Raw genomic sequence first — 20706 nt, forward strand, 5'->3', positions numbered from 1 at the left:
GAGGGAGAGAAATTTCAGTTAAGTCTTTCGGTTGAGGAGTAGGAATAGTCTGTATTTTGCTATTTTTTTTAGCATTAAAATCAAAGTATTAATTTTTTACCTGTCGATTTCATGCCATTTATGTGGCGTATTAATTGATGCCATTACTACAACGGAAGTATTAGTGTCTACACTCGTATTAACCGATGCGTTGCGTCCTCTGTATTTAATTGCAGCGATGAATGACGGGTTGGTGAATATCATCGAGAGTAAAACATGATGTTAATCACGGAAGTAGTTAATGATAAAAAAGAGGTGTAAGGAAATACAGGATATATTCTTCTTGATAAGGCTATTTAATTATAAATAAAAAACAATTCACGCAACATTCAATGATTACTGTGCTACCAGCCTGAGACCCTTGTGGTGCGCGGTTGTTGGGATTGCATTAACTATTCATCAAGGGAATATATTTTTAAGTATATCCTGTTAATAATTTCCATGGTAAATCATTAAATACTTAAGCTGATATTAACCATGGTGGTTTTACTGTTTTTTAAACTCAGCAAAAGATTTTCATCGTGCTTTGTTTTTTTAGGTGTTTGTGTGCCGGGATATATTTATGTGATTGCTAACAATAACCAGTTCATAATTGTTTGTGACGAGGTTCTAATCATATGGCTAATATCTCTATTATTGCCCGGAGTGGCGCAACCACCTCTACCGTATCAGGTGAAACCGCAAGCCTCATTTCACCCAGCATTGTCAAAATCAACATTAGCCCTCGTGACGTTGCCGGGCTGGAGCGCAGTGGCAACGACCTCGTTATCTCGCTGAGAAATGGCGAAAAAATAACCATCGAAAACTATTTCGTGCTCGATACTGAAGGGCACCGCAGTGAACTGGTGCTTGAGGATCAGAATGGCGCGCTGTGGTGGGTCGAAGAACCGACTGACGGTCTGCATTTTGCGCCACTGGCCGATATTGATGCTCTGCTGATTACCCAAAGTAGCACCGAAGGCGCCATGCCGTGGATCCTGGGAGCGCTGGGTATTGGCGCTGGGATGGCTGCTGCGGCTGCCAGTATTGGTAGTTCAGGTAACCATCACCACAACGCAGATGATGACCCGGCAGACAATCAGAACGGCGGCCCGGAGGGCAGTAAGGATAATGACCCGGATGACAATACCCTTCCTGGCATTCCCACTCTCCCCACCGAGAATAACCTGACTCAGGTTGACAACGTCACAGAGCTGACAATCACTGATAATGTCGAACAGTACACTGGATCGATCGCGAAAGGCGGGTTCACGAACGACAATACGCCAACCTTAAGCGGTAAGGCGCTGGCAAATTCAACGGTCACGATTTATGACGGCGAAACCCGGTTAGGTTCCGTGACAGCAGATGCCAAAGGACTGTGGAGTTTTACCCCAGCCGCGCTAGACGATGGGGTGCACAGTTTCACGACTACGGTGAGCAAGGGAGATATCAGCAGCGGGAAGAGTGGAGCCTACGTGGTGACGATTGATACTCACGCGCCGGGAGAGGTCACGCTATTCATTGCCACCGATAATCAGACCCCGGTGCTGGGTACCATCTCGGCTAACGAAACGACGAACGATAATACGCCGGTCATCAGCGGCAAAGCCGAGCCGGGCAGCACCGTTAATATTTATGATTTTGGCAAACTGGTTGGCAGTGCGCAGGCTGACGTGCACGGCAACTGGGGGCTTGAGTTAAGCACGGTATTGGGAGAAGGCAAACACAGCCTGAGCGCAAATGCCACCGATCTTGCCGGAAACATCGGGCCCTCCACCGCGCCGCTGGTGTTCGATGTGGATACCGAAAAACCGGTCACGATGGGCGCTTTTACGGTGAGTGATGATACGGGTGGGACCGTCGTTACGTTGCCAGAAAAAGGGACGACGACAGACACTACGCCCACCTTTAGCGGCGCGGCGGGGAGTGTACAAGACGGGACAACGGTGAGCGTCTATCAGGGAACAACGCTTCTGGGAACGGCCACCGTCGCATCTGACGGCAGCTGGCATTTTACTCCTGATGCGCCGTTGCCTGCGGGTAATTACAGTTTCCACACCGTCGTCACCGACGCCGCAGGGAATAACAGCGGAGATTCCCCTTCCTTCAACCTGACTATCGCCCCGCCGGCAAGTAGCGTTACCGTGACGTCGGTCGATGATGACGTTAATCCTGGAACCGGCGCGCTGGCTAACGGCGCGTCAACCAACGATACAACGCCAGCCTTCACCGGCACTGGCCCCGCGTCTGGCACGATAACGGTTTATATCAATGGCATCGACAGCGGCACGGTGACCGCTGATGCTCAGGGTATTTGGCATTTTACCCCGCCTGCGCTGGCGGACGATCATTATCGCTTTACGTTCTCTTCCGATGGCGGCGCGACGCTGTCAGAACCGTTTGTGCTGACTGTAGATACGCAGGCCCCTGATGGGGGTAGCGACTTGACGATCGTTGACGATCTCAACCCTGGTATTGGCCAACTGCATAGCGGGGATTCAACCAACGACGGTACGCCTGTTATCAGCGGGAGCGCTGAACCGGGAGCGACAGTCAGCATTTATGACGGTGGCAAGCTGATTGGTACCGCGTTAGTCGGCGCAGACGGGCAATGGGGCTTTACACCGGCCCCCGCGCTCAGCGAAGGCACGCACGCGATTTCCACTGTCGTGACCGATGCGGCCGGCAATGCCAGCGCCGCATCGCCTGATTTTGTGCTGGTGGTTGATACTACAGCGCCCGCTCCGGTGACGGCGTTTATTGCCACCGATAATGTGGATCCGAACGTCGGCACCATTGTGTCTGGTGATGTGACTAACGACAGCACGCCGATCCTTAGCGGGAAGGCGGAACCTGGCAGCGAAATCATTATTTACGACGCAGGCGTAGAGATTGCCCGTACGGTTACAGATACTAAGGGAAACTGGGGGCTGGAACTGACCACTCCGCTGAGTGACGGGCCGCACGGACTGACCGTTGTGGCAGTGGATGCGGCGGGCAACGCCAGCCAGCCAACGGATGAGCTGGTGTTTAGCGTTGATACCTCTGCTCCGCTGAGCGCATTGAGTATTGTGGTGACCGACAATGTCGGGCCGGTTCAAGGTCAATTGACCAGCGGTGGCACGACCGACGATACCACACCGGGCTTTTCTGGCCTCGCTGCGCCGGGGACCACCGTTAGTATCTATGATGGTGCGACCTTGCTGGGCCAGGCGACAACGGATACGAGCGGGCACTGGAGCTTTACTCCGGACGCGCCGCTGGCCGATGGACTGCATCACTTCACCACGGTGGTCACCGATGCGGCGGGCAACGCCAGCCCGTCGTCGCTGCAGTTTGATCTGACCATTACACCAATCGCCGGGCCGATAAGCGGTCTGGTGGTGACCGATAATGTCGCTCCTGTTCAGGGCCCGCTAGCTAATGGTGCTGCTACCAATGATGACACACCGACCTTTAGCGGCAAAGCCGACCCAAACAGTACGCTGACGGTCTACGATAACGGCGCGCCAGTCGCGACTGTACCGGTGGATGGCAGCGGCAACTGGAGCTATACGCCATCATCGGCTCTGGGTGAAGGGACGCACAGTGTGACCTTCACCGTAGACAACGGCAGCGGCCCATCTGCACCGTCAGAACCGTTTATGGTGACGGTAGATACGACAGCGCCCGACCCGGTGGCTAACCTGATTGTCGTTGACGATCAAGCACTGGGCGTTGGACAACTGGCAAGCGGCGGAGTCACTAACGACAGTACGCCGATTATCAGCGGCACTGCCGAGGCTGGCAGCACTGTAACTATCTATGATGGCAGCACCATTATCGGCACTGTCCAGGCAGACGATGATGGGCTGTGGGGTTTTATCCCGGATTCTCCGTTACTCGATGGTACGCATCAGATAACCACAGCGGTGGTTGATGCCGCAGGCAATACCAGCCCGCTCTCGCCGCCGTTTGTTCTGGAGGTTGACTCCAGCGCGCCCGCGACAATTACGGGGCTGGTGGTGTCGGATAATGTGGATCTTAAGGTGGGGCCAATTTCCGATGGTGGCGTCACCAATGACAATACGCCAACTCTCAACGGAATGGCGGAAATTAACGCGACGGTCACGATTTATGACGGGACTACCGTGTTGGGAACTACTCAGGCGAATGGTTCCGGAGAGTGGAACTTCACGCCGGATACGCCGTTGGGTGACGGGCCGCACAGCCTGACCGCCACGGTAACCGATATGGCGGGTAACACCAGTCCACACTCTCCGGCCTTTAACCTGACGGTAGATATCGCACCACCAGAACGGGTTACTGGTGTCACAATAACGGCAGACAGCGGTGTACTGGCACCGGGAACCAGCACCAATGACACCACCCTGACGGTAAGTGGCTCCAGTGAACCAAATGCGCTTATCACCGTTTACGATACCGATGGCGCCACGGTGCTGGGCACTATTCAGGCAGGTCCAACCGGTAGTTGGTCTCTGGGAGTTACTCTGCCGGATGAAGGTCCCCATGTGATAACCGCTACCGCCACCGATGCGGCTGGCAACGTCGGCCCAGCGTCACTGCCTACGGTGGTGGTTATCGATCTGACGCTACCTCCGCCAATTGCCGGAATTACCGTTACCGATACGCTACTGCCGGGTACCGGTATTATTAATGCTAATGATCGGATCAACGATAATCGGCCAACACTGAGCGGCAGCGCCGAAGCCAACAGCACCGTGAATATCTACAACGGCACCACGCTGGTCGCGACGACGCAGGCGGATGCCAGCGGCAACTGGAGCGTGAAACCGACGACCGCGCTGGGTGATGGCGACTATACGTTGACCGCCACTGCCACTGACCGGGCGGGTAACACCAGCATCGCCTCGCCGGGCTTTAGTTTCACCGTGGATACCAGGGCTCCGGGATTGGTCACTGGCCTGACGGTTGCTGCCGATGGCACGCCTCTGGCGGGAGGGGCCAGTACCAATGACACCACGCCGACGATCAGCGGCGTGGGTGAAGAAGGGGCGACGATCACTGTTTACGATACTAACGGCACCACGGTGCTGGGTACGACGGTAGCCGGTAGCGGCGGCACATGGTCGATTAATCTGCCTGTTCTTGGCGAAGGTTCGCATACGTTGACCGCGACGGCCACCGATGTGGCGGGCAACGAAGGGCCGAAGACGTCAGTGGTGGTGGTGATCGATACCGTGCCTCCAGCGCAGATAACCGGAGTTACCGTCACGGATAACCTGACACCGACAACCGGCACCGTGACTGCTGGCACGGAGATTAACGATCCGTCACCTCGTCTCAGCGGTACCGCAGATCCGAATAGCTTTATTAATGTGTACAACGGCGCGACGCTGATTGGCTTCGGTCAGGCAGATGGTAACGGCTACTGGAGCTTTGCGCCTACCGTTCCGCTGCTGGACGGTAACTACAGCCTGACGGCGACGGCGACCGATGCCGCGGGCAACGTCAGCACGCCGTCTCCTGCCTTTACATTTAGCGTTGATACCACCAGGCCGGACCCGATTACGACGCTGATTGTGACCGATAATGAGGTACCGGATATCGGTATCGTGCCGAACGGCGGCAGCACCAACGACACCACGCCAACCTTTAGCGGTAAAGTGGAGCCGGGCGCAACCGTCATTCTGTATAACGGTTCGGATATACTGGCTACCATTAAGGCGGACACGAGTGGCAGCTGGAGCTTTACCCCGGCTCCACTCGACCAGGGAACTTATCGCATCACGGCCACGGTAACAGACCTTGCGGGTAACGTTAGCAAGGCATCGGCAGAATTTGTTCTGATACTGGATACCGCTGCACCGACCGCAGCGCCGACGTTTACCGTGTCGGATAACGTCGATCCGAAACAAGAGCCGATCCTTAACGGCGATAGCACCAACGATCCGACGCCAACCCTGACGGGCACCGCAGAATTTGGCGCTATCGTGACCATCTATAATGGAACGACGGTGCTTGGTACCGCAAAGGCATCACCGACTGACGGTCGCTGGAGCTTTACGCCGACGGTTGACCTGAAAGATGGGGAATACAATCTGACGGCGACGGCGACGGATGCTGCCGGTAACGTCGGCCCGGCATCATCACCGGCCTTTACGCTGTTTATCGACACGGTGCCACCAGATAATATTACTAACCTGACCGTGAGTGATAACGTTTCGCCAGTCATCGCACTACTGAACAGCGGCGACAGCACCAACGACAGCACGCCAACCTTTAGCGGGCACGCCGAAGCAGGCACCACGGTGACGTTCTATAACAACGGCACTCAGCTGTTGGGCACTGCTGTCGCCGATGGCAACGGGGTATGGATTTTTGAGCCAACTCTGGACAATGGCGATTACAGCATCACCACCACCGTTACCGATAAAGCGGGTAACGTTAGCACCAGTATTTCTCCGGCCTTTGAACTGAAGGTTGATACCGTTAAGCCGGAGCCTATCGGCAGCTTTGTGGTCACTGATAGCGTGACGCCAGTGACCACTAATGTGGGTAATGGCGGCGCCACCAACGATACCCTTCCGGTGATCCGCGGTACCGCCGAGCCGAACAGCAATGTGATTCTTTTCGACAACGATAAATGGGTCGCGACCATTGAGGTCAACGGCGTCGGGGACTGGAGCTATCAGCCGACGACGGCTCTGACTCAGGGCTCGCACAGCTACACCACCATCGTGGAGGATGCGGCGGGCAACCAGAGCGATGCTTCCGATCCGTACGTCATTATCGTCGACAGTATTGCGCCGGATGCCGTAACCGGGCTGCTGGTGAGCGATAACGCTTCTCCGGCCACCGGGCCACTGGCTGACGGTGCCAGCACCAACGATACGACGCCGGTCTTTAGCGGTCATGCGGAAGCCGGGACCACTGTCGCCCTCTATGAAGGGGCGACACTACTGGGTGAAGTGCTGGTTGGGCCGACCGGGGAGTGGCGCATTGAATCAGAGGCCATAACGGGTGAAGGAGAGCACACGCTAACGGTTGTTGTGACCGATGCGGCAGGTAACGTCTCGACGAATAACCCGGTGTTCACGCTGAACATTGACACGCTTGCACCAGCCGCCGTCAGCACGATAACCGCCACGGACAACGTGGCTCCGCAAACTGGAGCCATTACTAATGGCTTTACCAACGACACCACGCCAACCTTTAGCGGGACCGCGGAGAAAGGGAGTACGGTTACCGTTTATGACGGCAGTACGCCGCTGGGCACCACCACTGCATCAACGATTGATGGTAGCTGGAGTTTTACTCCGACTACGCCGCTGGATGAAAAAACTTACGCTATCAAGGCGACGGCGACCGATGCAGCAGGCAATGAAGGACCTGCCTCGCCAGTTTTCAGTCTGACCGTCGATACCACCGCGCCGGGGCCGGTGACCGACCTCGCTATCAACGGCAGTAAGACTATTGGTATCACCAATGATGACACGCTAACCCTGAACGGTACGGCAGAGAAAGGCAGCACCGTGACGATTTATAACGGTTCAACGCCTGTGGCTACCGTTACCGCCTCGGATGCTGATGGTTCCTGGAGCCTGACCACCGACGTACTGACAGACGCGACCTATAACTTTATCACCACCGTCACCGATAAAGCCGGCAATGTCGGCTCGCCATCAGCATCGTTTACGGTAACTGTCGATACGAAAGAGCCTGATAAACCGGGGAATATCACCGCTTCTGACAACGTTCCTCTGTATGAAGGAACAATCACCAGTGGACTGACTAACGACCGAACACCCACTTTGAGCGGCGTGGTGGAACCGAATGCGCTGGTGACGATTTATCAAGGGAGCAATGTGCTTGGAACGGTATCCGCTGATGCGGCAGGCAAGTGGAGCTATACCGTACCTTCAATTGATACTGATGGGACTTATACCTTCCACGTCACAGCCACTGATGCGGCAGGAAATGTCAGTGTGAATTCTGAGGACCTGGTTCTGAGAATTGACGGTACCGCGCCGCTGGGTATCGCTGTGTTGGTGGTGACGCAAGATTCTGCTGGGCTGATACCTGTTGTTGGTGATAATAATCGACCGTACTTTAGCAGCGTGGCTCTGACTGATGAGGTCGGTTCGACGGTGAATATTTACGACAATGGAAAACTGATAGGCAGCACGACCATTGATGCGTTTGGAGCCTGGAGTTTCAGACCCGATGCGCCGCTGGCTGATGGTGAACATAAGTTCACCACAAAAGTCGTTGACCAGGCGGGTAACGAAAGCCCACTCATCGTTGGGGTGACGCTAAACATTGATACCCACTTGCTGAACGGTGGTATTACCGACCTGGTGGTAAGCGATAATATCGGTCCAATTCAGGGGGCTATCACTAGTGGTGGAGTAACTGATGATAGCCAGCCGACCTTTACCGGTAAAGCGCCGGTGGGTAGCACTATTGCCTTCTACGATAACACCAATCTTGTCACGCCTATTGGTACAGCAACCGTTGATTCTGGTGGAAACTGGACATTTACACCGACCGTGGCGCTAGGCGATGGTGTGCATCTTATTTCGGCTGTTGTCAGGAATCCGCTCCCACTCACCGGGATTACACCGCTGTTCCAGTTCACCGTCGATACCAAATTGCCGGACAAAATTACCGACGTGGTTGTCACCGATGATGTCACCCCGGGAGTAGGGCCCATCACCAGCGGCGATACCACTAATGACAGGACTCCGACCTTCAGTGGTATAGAGCCGCAAGAAGTGGGTAGCACCGTTATCATCACCGAAGGCTCTACTGAAATTGGCCGGGCGACGGTTGGGGCGCTGGGGGTATGGACTATCACGCCAACCACGCCGCTGGGCGATGGTCCGCATAGTTTTGTTATTAAGATGGTGGATTTGGCGGGGAATGAAAGCCCGGTGACCGTCTTTAATCTGACAATCGACACCACGCCGCCGGCTCAGATTACCGCCTTTACCGTATCTGACGACGCACTACCTGTTATCGCCAATATCGCCCAGAATGGCTTCACCAACGATACCACGCCGACACTAAACGGTGCTGCGGGTAGCGCGGAGGCTGGCAGCACGATTCGGGTCTATGACGGCACTGTTCTGCTGGGTTCCACTACCGCGCAGGCAGACGGTTCATGGACGTTCGAAACACCGACTCTGCTGAACGGTCGCCATAGTTTGACGGTTACCGCGACCGATGCGCTTGGCAACGTGAGTCTGGCTTCCCCAGCCTTCAACTTCACGGTGGATACCGTGGCACCCACGCCAATTCTGGCGCTGACGGTTTCGAACAACGTGGATTCTCCGGCGCTGGCGAACGGTGCGATCACCAATGACAATACACCGATTATCAGCGGCAGAGCCGAAGCGAACAGTTCAGTTAGTGTGTACAACGGCACGACGCTGGTCGGGACAACAACGGCAGACAGCAGCGGCAACTGGAGCCTTGCACCATCCACGCTGGGAGATGGCACTTATTCTCTGACGGCAACCGCCACCGATGCGGCGGGCAACGTTAGCCTGCCGTCTCCAGCCTTTACTCTGAATATCGACACCGCAGCACCCGCGACACCGGGTGTGTTTACCTTAACCGACAACACCGCGCCGATAACAGGAAATGTTACTGAGGGCAGCGCCATCAACGATACCCGCCCGGTTCTCAGGGGGGCTGCCGGGAGCGTAGAGGGCAATGCGCTAGTCTCGGTTTACGATGGAACGACTCTGCTGGGCACTACCCGGGCGGAGGCCAATGGTTCATGGACCTTTACGCCACTGACTGCGTTGGGTAATACCTCCCACGCGCTGTCGATCACTGCGACTGACGCGGCGGGTAACGTTAGCGCGAACTCACCTGCGTTTAACGTCACGGTGGATACTGTCGCTCCGGCAATCCCGAGCGCGATTACCGTCAACGACAATGTCGGCCCGATTACCGGAAACCTGACCAATAACGGCGTAACGGATGATACTCTGCCGCAACTGAGCGGCACCGTAGAACCAGGCGCGACGGTGAAAGTCTACGATAACGGCGTTCTGTTGACCACAACGCCGATCGTTTCCGATAGCACAACAGGACAGTGGACATTCCAGATCTCGACGGCACTGACGCAGGGGGCGCACAGCTTTACCGTGACGGCGACCGATGCCGCCGGTAACGTCAGCCTGCCGTCGCCTGTCTTCGCGGTAACGGTGGATACCACCGCACCGCCGCCGATTAGCAATTTTACCGTCACCGACGATGTATCACCGGTGATTGGTACGCTCACGAGCGGCAGTGCGACCAACGATAACCGACCAACGATTTCCGGCACCGGCGCGACGCCGGGTGCGACGGTCATCATCATGGACGGTACAAACGAGATAGGCCGGACTGAGGTGAATGCCCTGGGCGGCTGGTCATTTACCCCGGCAGCGACCGCGCCGCTGGCGGAAGGGCCGCATAGCCTGACGCTGCTGGTGTCGGATGCGGCGGGTAATACCAGCGCGGCGACGTCGGCCTTCACCCTGACGGTGGATACGGTCACACCAGCGGTGGGGGCACTGCCGATTGTCAGCGATAACGCAGGCGCAGTCACTGGCGATTTGGTGAGCGGCGCGCTGTCTGACGACAACACGCCGACGCTGCGTGGTACGGTAGAGCCGAATGCCTTCGTCAATATCTATGACGGCAGCACGCTGCTGGCGACGGTACAGGCGAACGGTTCCGGTGCGTGGACCTTCACACCGTCCACACAGTCGGCGCTGAGTGATGGTATCCACCGCTTCAGCACGACGATCAGCGATGCGGCGGGTAACGTCAGCGGCGCGTCTCCGGTCTTTACCTTGAATATCGACACCACGGCTCCGGTGGCGGCGACCAATATTACGGTTACCGACAACGTAGGCCCTGTCACCGGGCTGGTGGCGAACGGCGGGGCAACCAATGACAATATGCCAACGCTTAACGGAACGGCGGAAGCGAATAGTACGGTGACTATTTATAACGGTAACACGGTACTCGGGACGACTCTGGCTGGTGCGACCGGCGCGTGGAGCTTCACCCCAACCGAGCTGACTGACGGCACCTACACGCTGTCCACCACCGTGACAGACCAGGTCGGCAACGTTGGGCCGCGTTCACCGGACTTTGTACTGACCGTGGATACGGTGGCGCCAGCAACCATGGGGGCGCTGACGGTCACCGACGATGTCGCCCCGGGTACCAGTACGATTGGCAACAATGGTCGCAGCAACGACAACCTTCCCGCCATTAGCGGCGTCTCGGAAGCCGGGGCCACCATCACGGTTTACGACGGCACGAAGGTTCTGGGAACCACCACGGCGGTGGCTGGCGGCGCGTGGAGCTTCACGCCGACGGTTGCGCTGGCGGATGGTGTCCACACCTTTACGGCCATCGCGACCGATGCGGCGGGCAACGTCAGCGGGACTTCGCCAGTGTTCACCCTGAATATCGATACCGTAGCGCCCGGGGCGATTACCGGCCTGACGGTGACCGATGACGTGGCACCAGATCTGGGCAACCTGACCTCTGGCAGCATCACCAACGATACACGACCGACCTTTACCGGCGTCGCGGAAGCTAACAGCACGGTGAATATTTATGACGGTGGGACGTTTGTCATCTCGGTCACCGCCGGAGCGAATGGTCAGTGGACCTGGACGCCGACGGCCGCGCTGACCAGCACCACCCATAGCTTCACCTTCAGCGCCAGCGATGCGGCAGGTAACGAAGGGCCGAAGACCCCAACGTTCACCCTGACCATCGATCCGACTATCGGCACCCAGGTGCTGGCGGCGGTGAATGATGAAGCCGGGCTGTCGCTGACCACCTCGATCCAGCAGATCACCACGCCGACTAACACCACAGCGCAGAACCTGAATGTGCTGAATCTAGGCGTTGGTGACCTGCTGACAGTTAACCTGATCCAGGCCAACCAGTTGCCGACTTTCCATGTTGATGAAGGCGCGTCCCGCGCGCTCTCGCTACAGGCCAGCGCGGTAGGGGTGACACTGCTGTCGACCTTCGATCTGTATATTTACAAGTCCAATGGCGACGGTACCTACAGTATGTACCAGCGTTATGACGACTTCTTGCGGGTACTGGCATTGGCGAGTATCTCGGCCTCGCGCAATGTCACGTTGCCAGCGGGTGATTACGCGTTACTGCTGCGGGCGGATGACGGTCTGTCGCTGTTGACGGGTAGCCAACTTAAAGTGACATCGGACGTGACTACTGGCGTATTTGTCGATACGGCTAGCGGTACCACTACCGGTAACGTGATGACCGGTGTTGGTGGCGGTGGGGTAGATAGTACACCGAAAGACACGGTAGTCAGCGGGGTTAGCATTGGATCGTCAAGTAACTTTACGGCGGTTAGCGGTAATACCGTGATCTCCGGAACTTACGGCACGCTGACCATTAACGCCCAGGGTGACTACACCTATACCTTGAAAGCCGGGCTATCGCCATACAGTATCACCGGGCCGGATGTTTTTAACTATCAGATTAAAGCGCCGAATGGCTCGATCAGCAGCGCGAAACTGACTATTGATCTCAACCTGCCGAACCTGCATGCGAATAACGATGTGGTGACGCTGGAAGTGGATCCGATACCGGCAGATGTGACGACACCGGGGGTGACGAGTTCCTCGCTTATCCTGGCCAACGTCAGTTTGGGTGATTCAGGGTCGATTCTGGGACTTAATCTCGACCTCACAAAACAGTTGCAGATTGATGTGGGCGCTAACTCAACGCGCACCTTTACTCTCGACGGAACCGCTGCCGGGCTGGCTATTGGGGCGACGTTTGACCTCTATATCTACAAATACAACACAACCACCGGGCAGTACGTGCAGGACCAGTTCTTCAATAACTGGATCAGCGCCCCGCTGCTGGTGGGCTCGACCACCGATACCTTTACCCTGGGGACCGGGCACTACCTGTTCCTGCTAAAAGCGGATGGCCTAATCGCTGCAGGAACCGTTGCCACCCTGAAGACCAGCAAAGATGTCACTCACACCTACCAGGCGGCGGTCGAGTCAGTCACGGGTAACGTCATTACCGGGGCAGGCAACACCAGCGGCGGCGTAGATGTGGCGCCAGCAGGCACGGTTGTCAGCAACGTGAATGGTCAGACGATTGCCGCCACTGGCAATACCACGATTGTCGGTCAGTACGGCAACCTGGTTATCAACGCACAGGGCGTTTACACCTATACCCTGAAAACGGGTCAGCCAGCGACCGCGTTGGGGCAGGAGACCTTTACCTACGCTATTCGCAATGGCACGTCGGTGAGTACCGCCACGTTGACTATTTCGCTGCCGCCGGTCGGTTCAGCGGTGACCGCGCAGTCAATGATGTTGACCAGTGCGCTACTGGCAGACGAAAGCGTGGTGCAGGAGACAACCCTGATGCACGCCTCGGTGCAAAGCACAGCAGTTCAGGAGACGGCTAGCGAAACCCTCATGCATACGGCCTTGGTGCTGGAGTTTACGGCGCTGCCGACTGCCAGCGGTAAAGCGGATTATCAGATCCTCGACGATCAAGGACATCTGATAGCCAGCGGCACGCTGACCACCGATGCGACGACGCTGACCGCCAGCATCCCACTGGATAACACGGTATCGTCCGGCGGTCCGTATAACGTCGTGCTGCTCGATAACGCAGGCAACACCCTGAACAGCGAATTCAGCACGATTCTTACCAGCGTCGCCGTAACGCCGGAAGCCGCCGCCGCGGGCGTTACCGCCGAAGGGCAGATCGCCGAAATTGCGTCCGGCGCGCTGTGGGCCAGCATTACCCTCAGCAACGAGAGCGGCCAGCAGATTAGCGAAGTCGCAGGCAGTACGCAGTCGCAAACCCTGGAAGGACTGTACGGTACGCTGACGCTGCACGCGGACGGCAGCTACAGCTATACCCTGCGTGAAGGGGTTAGCGTGGTCGACCTGACCCAACGCGAGCAGTTCGACTACACCCTCAAGGCCCCGGACGGCACACTCAGTCACGGCAGCCTGACCATTGATCTGCATCCGCATGTCGAAGGCAGCGACAAGAACGATGCCGCCACAAGTAGCGCATATGACGATACCTATACGCTTGGCGGCGGGGGGGATACGGTGATCTTTAATCTGCTCGATAGCCACGATGCCACCGGCGGTAACGGTCATAACAATCACTGGACAGATTTCTCAGTTAGTGACGGCGATCATATAGATATCAGCAAGCTACTGACGGACTGGAGTGGTAAATCTGAAGATCTCGGCCAATATTTATCTATAGAGCACACGGCATCGGGAGACACGGTGGTGTCCATTGACCGTGACGGTGCCGGGACACAGTATCAATCGACACAACTTATCACTCTGGAGGGCGTGCAGCCGACGCTCGAAGAACTGTTACATCAGGATTCATCGGCAAGCCACGGATAGCCTTCTGCAAGGCGACAGGCCCGAAAGAGTACCTCGCGAGCCGTTAGCCCGTCGTCAGGCGGGTTAACGGTCCTCGCATCAGGACGGCATCACCTCAGGAGCTGTACCCTCCGACCCGCTTATTTCCCTACGGAAGGGACATCGCTGCGGGGCGGATATTCATCAATAGTCATCAAAAAATATAAACGGCCACTTAGGTCAAGATATTGATTATATTGGGGATGTTGTATGGGGAAACGCAGCGGTAAAGGTAAGATATTTTTTTGGTTAACGGTGTGCATCCAGCCGCTGCTGCTGCCCGATGCCGGGGCGGCGTGGGGGCGTTCAGATAGTGACATCGCGAGGCAGATCAATCCGCAAAACATTGCCGCTGACGATGAATTGCCCAATCTCAGGGGGCGCGACCCGGGCCTTGCCGCCAGCGCAAAGCCGCCCGCCAATTTAACCATCAACCAGGCGGTACAGCGCGCCGTACAGTGGTATCCCGATATTGGTACTGAGGCCGGCAAACTGTTCAGCACCGCGCAAAAGATTGATGTCGCCCGCGCCAAATACTACCCGCAAATCAGCGGTGGCCTGAATAATGGCGTGACCAACAGCTATTCCAACCACGGCAACGTTCCCTCGGTTGTGCTGTCGCTGTCCCAGATGCTCTACGACTTTGGTCTGACCGACAGCGCGGTGCGGGAAGCCAACGCGGCGGTGGCCGCTCAGCAGGCTGTCGTACTGCTGAGCATTGATAAAGTCGCCCACGATACCGCCGCGGCGTTGGTTCAGGTGCAGGGCTATCAGGAGCTGGTGGCGATCGCCGAAGAACAGCTGCGCTCGTTACAACAGCTAGGCAAGCTCGCCAACGAACGCAACAGCGAAGGGGCCAGCTCGCTTTCTGACGTGGTGCAAACCGATGCGCGTATTGAAGGCGCACGGGCGACGCTTGCGCAGTATCAGGCCAATCTCGAACGCTGGCGCGCCACGCTGTCGACCTATCTGGGCTGGAATAAGATTGATGTGGTGAGTAACGAATTTCCGCAAACGCTGGGTAAATCCTGCGGCGTGGCGACAGTGGACGACCAGCTCGTACCGTCGGTGCTGGAAGCGCGCGCGCGGGTAAACCAGGCGGCGGCCCAACTGGCGGGGGCGGAAGCGCAGATGAAGCCGACCATCTCGCTGGAGTCAGACGTGACCCGCTATCTTAACGATCGCTACGCCAACAGCGAACAGCTGGATCGTACCCAGTATTCGGCCTATGTGCGGGTGAAAATGCCGATTTATCAGGGCGGTGGGCTGACCGCCAATCGCGATGCCGCGCAGTACAGTCTTGATGCCGCGACCACGGCGGTACGTAGCGCCCAGTTGCAGGTTCGACAGCAGCTTAGCGCCGCGCAGAACGCGTCGGTCAGCCTCCAGCAGGCGCTGCAAATCCAGGCTCGCCAGCAGATTCTGACGCAAAAGACCCGTGAACTGTATCAGCAGCAGTACCTCGACCTCGGATCGCGCCCGTTTCTGGATGTGCTGAACGCTGAGCAGGAAGTTTATCAGGCGCGCTTTACACAGCAGGAAACCGAAAGCCAGCTGCGTACCCTCCAGCTTGATTGTCTGTACAACACCGGGCGAACCCGCCAGCAGTTTACGCTCAATAATCAGTCCATTCAGGGCGTGGAGATTCAACCATGACGGGAAAAGCCCGGATTGCCGAACAGGAAACGCTGGAAGCCCACGCGCTCAACGACTGGATTACCGTTATCAGTCAGGTGGCGACGCACTATCGCTTGCCGTTTTCACCCGGTGGGCTGCAGGCGATGGCTCGTTGGCAGTTGGCTAAACCGTTGAGCGTGGCGCTCAATAATATGGCGCGCCACGTTGGGTTGACGGCACGGCGGCTGCACGAAAAAAAGGACGATGTTTCCGGCTGGCGTTTGCCGCTGGTGGTACAGCTTAAAACGGGGCAAATAGGCATCATTCACAGCTTTGACGGTAACGCCAGCGTCGGCATTAGCTTTCCCCGTGACGCCAGCCTGATAGCCAGCCAGCCGCTGCCTGAACTGCTTGAGATGATACAGGTCGTGGTGGCGTTTCGTCCGGCGGCGATGGCGCGCGATAGCCGGACTGAGGAGTATCTGGCTGATTTTAACCCCGGCTGGTTACGTCAGCTGGCAATGACCAAAATGAAACCCTACTGGCACGTGATGCTGGCTTCGCTGGTTATCAACGTCCTTTCGATGGCCGGGATCCTTTTTTCGATGCAGGTCTACGACCGGGTTATTCCCGCCCAGTCTTACCCAACGCTATACGTGCTGTTTATTGGCGTGCTGATTGCCGCGTTTTTTGGTCTGGCGATGCGGCTGATGCGCAGCCACGTGAGCGACATTCTCGGTAAACAGGCCGACATGCGCATCTCAGACCGGGTGTTTGGCCATGCGCTGCGGCTGCGCACGCACGTGGTACCGCGATCCACCGGCAGCTTTATCTCCCAACTGCGAGAGCTGGAATCGATTCGTGAAATGGTCACCTCGACCACGGTTTCGGTGATCGCCGATCTGCCGTTCTTTTTTCTGTTTTTACTGGTCATGGCGATCATCGCGCCGCAGCTGGCATGGATCCCGCCGGTGGCGGCGCTGATCATGATCGCGCCAGGTATTCTGCTACAGAAGAAACTGGCCGACCTGGCGCAGGAGAACGTGAAAGAGTCGACCCTGCGTAATGCCGTGCTGGTTGAAAGCGTGCAGGGGCTGGAGGATATCAAGCTGATGCAGGCTGAAAATCGCTTCCTGCAACAGTGGAACAGCTATATCCGCATTACCGCCCAAACCGGGATGAAAAGCCGACGGCTCACGCAAGGGCTCCTGGCCTGGGGTAACACAATCCAGGGGCTGGTGTACGCGGTGGTAATCGTCGTGGGCGCGCCGCTGGTCATCGATGGCGACATTACCACCGGGGCGATTGTTGCTGCCTCACAGCTGTCGTCACGCATGATTGCCCCAATGGCGGCATTGTGCGGGGTGCTGGCCCGTTGGCAGCAGGCCAAAGCGGCAAAGGGCGGCATCGACAGCATTATGCAGTTGCCGGTGGAAAACGGGGGGGATTCCCAGCGGCTGCATCGTGAAGTGCTGCACGGCAATTACCACTTTGCCGATACTGCGTTTCGCTATCGCCAGGACTCGCCCATCGTCCCGCTGCGGGTCGCAAAATTAGATATTAGCGCCGGGGAACGCATCGCTGTGCTGGGACGCAACGGTGCCGGGAAATCGACCTTTCTACAGGCGCTCATCGGCGGCGTGCCGTTGGAACAGGGCGAGCTGCGGCTCGACTCCCTGAGCCTGCCGCATATCGATGTGGCCGATCTACGGCGTAATACCGGGCTGATGACGCAAAATGCCAGGCTATTTCACGGTTCGCTGCGCGACAACCTGACGCTGGGCGCGCCGCAGGCACGCGATGACGAAATCTATGCCGCGCTGGAGATGTGCGGCGCGGATGTGTTAGTCAGCAAATTGCCCCACGGGCTGGATCATGTGGTCATGGAGGGCGGGCTCGGTCTGTCCGGCGGCCAGCGGCAATCGATCCTGCTGGCGCGCCTGATGTTACGCGATCCCAATATCGTGCTGCTGGACGAACCGACCGCCTCGCTGGATGAACACACCGAGCGTGACTTTCTTGACCGTCTCAGCCACTGGCTGGCGGGCCGGACCTTGATTATCGCCACTCATCGCAGCGCGGTGCTCTCCGTGGTCGACCGCGTGCTGGTACTCAAGGACGGCGCGCTGGTGATGGATATGCCGAAAGAGAAGGCGATGGCGCGCAGAAACGCCGAGGCAGCGGAGGTGAACGATGAAAGACGACCAGCCTGAGACCGATATTGCGCTTGCAGAACAGGCTCCGATACCGACACCAGCGAATGCCCAGCCGCTGAACTGGAACGGCGATCATGGGGAAAACGATCTGGATAACGAGAGCCTGGCGCGTTCCGGGCGAATCGTGACCTTATGCGGCGCGCTATTACTGGTGGCCTGGGGATGGGCGTCATTTAGCACGTTGGATGAGGTTTCAACAGGGACCGGCAAAGTGATCCCCAGCTCGCGCGAGCAGGTGCTGCAATCGCTGGACGGCGGCATTCTGGTGGCGCTGAATGTCCGCGAAGGGCAGCGAGTTGAAGCGGGGGAAGTGGTTGCTCGTCTTGACCCAACGCGTTCACAGTCTAACGTCGGTGAGAGCGTGGCGCGCTATCAGGCAGCGCTCGCGGCCAGCGCGCGTCTGTCTGCCGAAGTGAACGAGTTACCGCTGACTTTCCCGCCTGCGCTCAACGATGCGCCGCAACTGGTGGCCTCCGAAACCCGGTTGTACAACCTGCGCCGGAGCCAATTCTCCGACTCAAAGGCAAGGGTGGCTGATTCACTGTCGGCGGTGGATCGTGAACTGGCGATAACCCGTCGCCTGGCGAAAACCGGTGCGGCCAGCAACGTGGAAGTGCTCCGTCTTGAGCGCCAGCGTTCCGATCTTCAGCTCAAAATTCTCGACCTGCGTTCGCAGTACCTGGTTCAGGCTCGCGAAGAACTGGCTAAAGCCACCGCCGAGGCGGCTTCGCTGGCCGAGATTATTCGTGGCCGTACCGACAGCGTCACGCGTATGACGGTGCGCTCGCCGGTGAAAGGTATTGTCAAAAAAATCAAGGTCAATACTTTGGGCGGCGTGATCCCACCCAACGGCGAATTGATGGAAATTGTGCCGCGCGATGACCATCTGCTGATTGAAACGCGCCTGTCGCCCCGCGATATTGCCTTTATCCATCCGGACCAGTCGGCGCTGGTGAAGATAACGGCCTATGATTATGCCATTTACGGCAGTCTGAAAGGGGTGGTAGACAGTATTTCGCCCGATACCATTCAGGATGAGGCTAAGCCTGAAGTCTATTATTATCGCGTGTTTATCCGTACTGAGAATGATTATCTGCAAAATAAAGCCGGGAAACGCTTCAATATTGTCCCAGGGATGATTGCTAACGTTGATATTAAAACTGGCGAGAAGACGGTTATGGATTATCTGGTGAAGCCGTTTAACAAGGTGAAAGAGGCACTACGAGAGCGGTAAGCTATTACAGCGATGGCCGATGGCTATCCAAAAATAAACAAAAAAACGATTATCAGCGTCGAGTAAAAAACCTATTGTAGCGCCACTTTGCATCCAACCCGTCGATTGATGGGACGCTAATAATAGGAAAATTATGAAGAAGACGCTGATCACTTTAATTATTGCGAATGCGCTGACCGCCACCACCGCTTTTGCGGCGGCAGATGCTGGCACCTGGTATACCGGCGGGAAACTGGGTTGGTCGCATTATTTTGACACCAGCACCACGCCACGCGCTAATGTCGGTTATGACAGCGATAACGTTGGCGGCGGTGTATTCACCGGCTACCAGATTAATCCCTGGCTGGCGGTTGAAGGCGGCTACGATTATTTAGGTAATATGCAGATCAACGGTAAAAACGGTGCCTCAGGTTCACAGATGAAGAGCCAGGGTTTGCAGCTGTCGCTGAAAGCCAGCTACGGTTTAACCGACAGCTGGGATCTGTATGGCCGCGCTGGGGCAATGGGCTATCGTGCGGAGTCGGATATTCAGGGTCATAACCGCTTTGAAACCGGCGTTCGTCCGCTGGTCGCCGTGGGCACCGAGTATGCCTTTAATAAAAACTGGGCAGGCCGCCTGGAGTATCAGTGGGTTAGCAACGTGGGTAACGAAAATCAGATTGGCGTCAGCAGCGACATCAGTTCCGTTACCGCAGGCATCTCTTATCGTTTCGGCCAGCACGACGATACGCCAGCCGTGGCGCCGATTGCCGCCCCGGCGCCACAGCCCGCGCCGCAGCGTTTTAATCTGAAATCTGACGTGATGTTTGGCTATGACTCCGCCGCGTTAACCCCCGAGGGGAAAGCGGCCATCGCGCAGCTGTATCAAAATCCGGGCCTACAGCCAGCCTCTGCGAAGGCTACCGTGGTGATTGGCTACAGCGATCGCCTTGGCGCAGCGGACTATAACCAGCAGCTGTCAGCGCAGCGCGCGCAGGCGGTGGCGGATGAACTGGTGGCGTTAGGTATGCCCGCGGCCAACATTCGCGCGGAAGGTCGTGGCGCCAGTGACTCGGTGACCGGTTCTCAGTGTGACAGCCAGTCGGGAGCGCAGTTGATTAGCTGCCTGGCGCCGGACCGTCATGTTGTGATTGAGATAACCGATAAGCACTAATAACAACAGCCAAAAGCCTCCTCATAT

Annotated in this window: 5 protein-coding genes; all 5 read left to right on the top strand. The window is 57.0% G+C overall.

Going from position 1 to position 20706, the window contains the following annotated elements; all coding sequences use genetic code 11:
* Nucleotides 1-656 precede the first annotated feature (656 nt).
* The gene (locus K7B04_RS13780; RefSeq protein ID WP_223802256.1) at nt 657-14441 is read left to right on the top strand and encodes a BapA/Bap/LapF family large adhesin; all 13785 of its coding nucleotides are present in this window, start codon (nt 657-659) and stop codon (nt 14439-14441) included.
* Nucleotides 14442-14669: 228 nt separating this feature from the next.
* Nucleotides 14670-16115: a TolC family outer membrane protein gene (locus K7B04_RS13785; protein WP_163448580.1), complete on the top strand. Its 1446-nt coding sequence runs from the start codon at nt 14670-14672 to the stop codon at nt 16113-16115.
* Nucleotides 16112-18289: a type I secretion system permease/ATPase gene (locus K7B04_RS13790; protein ID WP_223802257.1), complete on the top strand. Its 2178-nt coding sequence runs from the start codon at nt 16112-16114 to the stop codon at nt 18287-18289. Before K7B04_RS13785 ends, K7B04_RS13790 begins: the two co-directional genes overlap by 4 nt.
* Nucleotides 18270-19526, top strand: a complete 1257-nt coding sequence (locus K7B04_RS13795; RefSeq protein ID WP_163448584.1) for an HlyD family efflux transporter periplasmic adaptor subunit — start codon at nt 18270-18272, stop codon at nt 19524-19526. The genes K7B04_RS13790 and K7B04_RS13795 overlap by 20 nt, the downstream gene beginning before the upstream one ends.
* 133 nt (nt 19527-19659) lie before the next feature.
* Nucleotides 19660-20679 carry a porin OmpA gene (gene ompA, locus K7B04_RS13800; protein WP_167576268.1) on the top strand — a complete coding sequence of 340 codons (1020 nt, stop codon included), beginning with the start codon at nt 19660-19662 and terminating at the stop codon, nt 20677-20679.
* The last annotated feature ends 27 nt before the right edge of the window (nt 20680-20706 follow it).

Source organism: Kluyvera sp. CRP, from assembly GCF_019930565.1.
Lineage (GTDB): Bacteria > Pseudomonadota > Gammaproteobacteria > Enterobacterales > Enterobacteriaceae > Kluyvera > Kluyvera georgiana_A.